The organism is Bifidobacterium jacchi (assembly GCF_009078285.1).
In the GTDB taxonomy this organism is placed as follows: Bacteria; Actinomycetota; Actinomycetes; order Actinomycetales; family Bifidobacteriaceae; genus Bifidobacterium; species Bifidobacterium jacchi.
The window spans coordinates 1-2,604 of sequence record NZ_RQSP01000086.1; the positions used below are offsets into that span (position 1 = coordinate 1).

At 60.9% G+C, this 2,604-nt stretch carries 1 protein-coding gene; it reads right to left on the reverse strand.

The annotated features are described in order from the left end of the window. Positions 1–1,135: 1,135 nt before the first annotated feature. Positions 1,136–2,230, reverse strand: a complete 1,095-nt coding sequence (asd, locus tag EHS19_RS10400; RefSeq protein WP_151917688.1) for an aspartate-semialdehyde dehydrogenase — start codon at positions 2,228–2,230, stop codon at positions 1,136–1,138. Positions 2,231–2,604 lie beyond the last annotated feature (374 nt).

Here is a 2,604-nt window from a genome sequence, read left to right on the forward strand (position 1 = left end):
CTTTCCAATCGCGATTTGTTTTGTTTGGCGACAGAAAATCGTACACAGGACACGGGCCATGCCCTTCCATCTCAAGCCCAAACCAAAGTGCGCAAAAAATCGGGCCTTATCCCGTTTGCTGCGTGAGCTATCTGAAACGCGTCGCGTGATAAGCCGACACGGGCAGGCGCAAGCAACGAGCTCTCGCCTTGCTTCCCTAGGCAACGACATTGCGCAGCGAGAGAAGCATCACCCTCGTAACGTCAACCCTTCCCGCACGCGCCGCACAGCCAGACAGCCACACAGCGAAACGAAGAGCAATCCACATGTGAGCGCAAGAGAATCTCGAAACAACGCCTGAGTTCGAGAAAACCTTGCGCCGGGACGCGGAGCGCAAGGATTTCACGAACTCAAGGATAAGCCCAGGAAATCCTTGTGCTATGAGACGCCATCTCCATAAGACCCAGTCATCCAGTAGCCGTCCAGCGCCTCAGCGCAAGAAAACCTCGGGATAAACGGCCACTTCGTCAAATCCCTGCGCCATACATGTGTGCTCCGTGTGCGCTTCGTGTGCTGGCGCTAGTTTTTCTCGAAATAAACGGCTATTTCGAGATTCTCTTGCGCTACGAGGCGTCCCAGCGCAAGAGAATCTCGAGCTCAAGGCGAATCCCGAGAAAAACTTGCGCCAAGCAGCGTGTTTGCGCAAGTATTTCTCGCTCCGCCTGTCAGGACGTTGCCGTTAGGCAAACAGCAGAGCTGTTTGTAGGCAACGTGCGAGCCGACCGGCGAGCCAGCAGGATGCGCGCGAAGCGCGTCCATGATTGCGGGACCAGCACCGTGAAGCAAACAGCGGAGCTGTTTGTAGGTGCTGTGCGAGTCGACCGGCGAGCCGGCAGACCGCGCGCGCAGCGCGTCCATGATTGCGGGACCAGCACCGTGAAGCAAACAGCGGAGCTGTTTGTAGGTGCTGTGCGAGTCGACCGGCGAGCCGGCAGACCGCGCGCGCAGCGCGTCTGTAATTGCGGATCGAGCCGTTCTCCTGCAATGGGAGACTGTCAGCAGTGATGACTGGGGGAGAGAACGCAGGATTCACAACGTAGGAGACCTGCTACCGGGGCTCCTACGTTGCGTCCACGCTGCGTTCGCTCTATCCGCGCTACTTCGCGCTGATATACCCCAGTGCCTTGAGCATCTCCGCGCACTCCAGCGCGCCGCCCGCCGCACCGCGCAGTGTGTTGTGCGCCAGCCCCACGAACTTCCAATCGAAGATCGAATCCTCGCGCAGACGCCCGATCGACACGCCCATGCCGCCCTCGTAATCCACATCCAGCTTGACCTGCGGGCGATCATCCTCGGTCAGGTACTGGATGAAGTGCTTCGGCGCGTGCGGCAGACCGAGCTCGGCAGCCTGCGACGTGTAGTTCACCAGACGGTCGATCAGCTCCTCCTTGGTTGCCTTCTTGCCGAAGTTGATGAACACGGTGGCGGTGTGGCCGTTGAGCACGGGCACGCGGATGCACTGCGACGTGATGCGCAGTGGCCCCTCGAACGGCACGATTTCGCCGCGCTCGGCGTCCACATGGCCGAACACCTTGAGCGGCTCCTTCTCGCTCTTGGCCTCCTCGCCGGAGATGAACGGGATGATGTTGCCCACCATCTCGGGCCAGTCCTTGAACGTCTTGCCCGCGCCGGAAATGGCCTGGTACGTGCTCACCACCACCTCGTGCGGCTCGAACTCCTTCCACGCGGCCAGCGCCGGCGTGTACGCCTGAATCGAGCAGTTCGGCTTGACGGCGATGAAGCCGCGCGTGGTGCCAAGGCGACGGCGCTGATGCTCGATCACTGCGAAGTGCTCCGGGTTGATCTCCGGCACCACCATCGGCACGTCCGGAGTCCAGCGGTGCGCGCTGTTGTTGGACACCACCGGCGTCTCGGTCTTCGCGTAGCGCTCCTCGATCGCACGAATCTGATCCTTCGGCATGTTCACCGCGGAGAACATGAAGTCCACTCCGGCGGCCACTTTTTCGGCATCGTCGCCGTCCACCACCGTCATGTGCTTCGCATATTCGGGCATCGGCGTCTCCAGCTTCCACCGGTCGCCGACCGCCTCCTCATACGTCTTGCCGGCGCTGTGCGCGGAAGCGGCGAGGGTGACCACCTCGAACCACGGGTGATTCTTCAATAGCGTGACGAAACGCTGACCGACCATGCCGGTGGCGCCAAGAATGCCGACCTTCAGTTTTTCGGACATAACAACCCCTGTTTGATATCGTTGCCAAGATCGTGTTGCCATGGCATGCGTCCGCAGTGCGCCGGCTGCACGTTGCGTCCATCCTACGAAATGCGCGGCACAATGCATGTCGTATTCCCGCATGGTGGCCGGCGGCGCGGCGGTTGTGGTCTGGCGGCGCTGCTGTTGCCGACTGGCGGCGTGGCTGGTGTGGCTCTCGTTGCAGCTCTCGTTGCTGCCGTTGCTATGATGACTGCCGCTGCGGTGGATGGGGGCAGCAGTGGCGGGGTCGAGGTGCCTCATTTGAAAATGAGCGCGAAATCCGGAGTGGTGCCTCACTTGGGGTGAGCGCGAAATCCTAGTCCTTGTCGGCTTGTGGGGTTTCTGTGTCTTCC

Coding starts and splice junctions, on each gene's coding strand:
- asd (WP_151917688.1), bottom strand. CDS start 2,230: ATGTCCGAAAAACTGAAGGTCGGCATTCTTGGCGCCACCGGCATGGTC.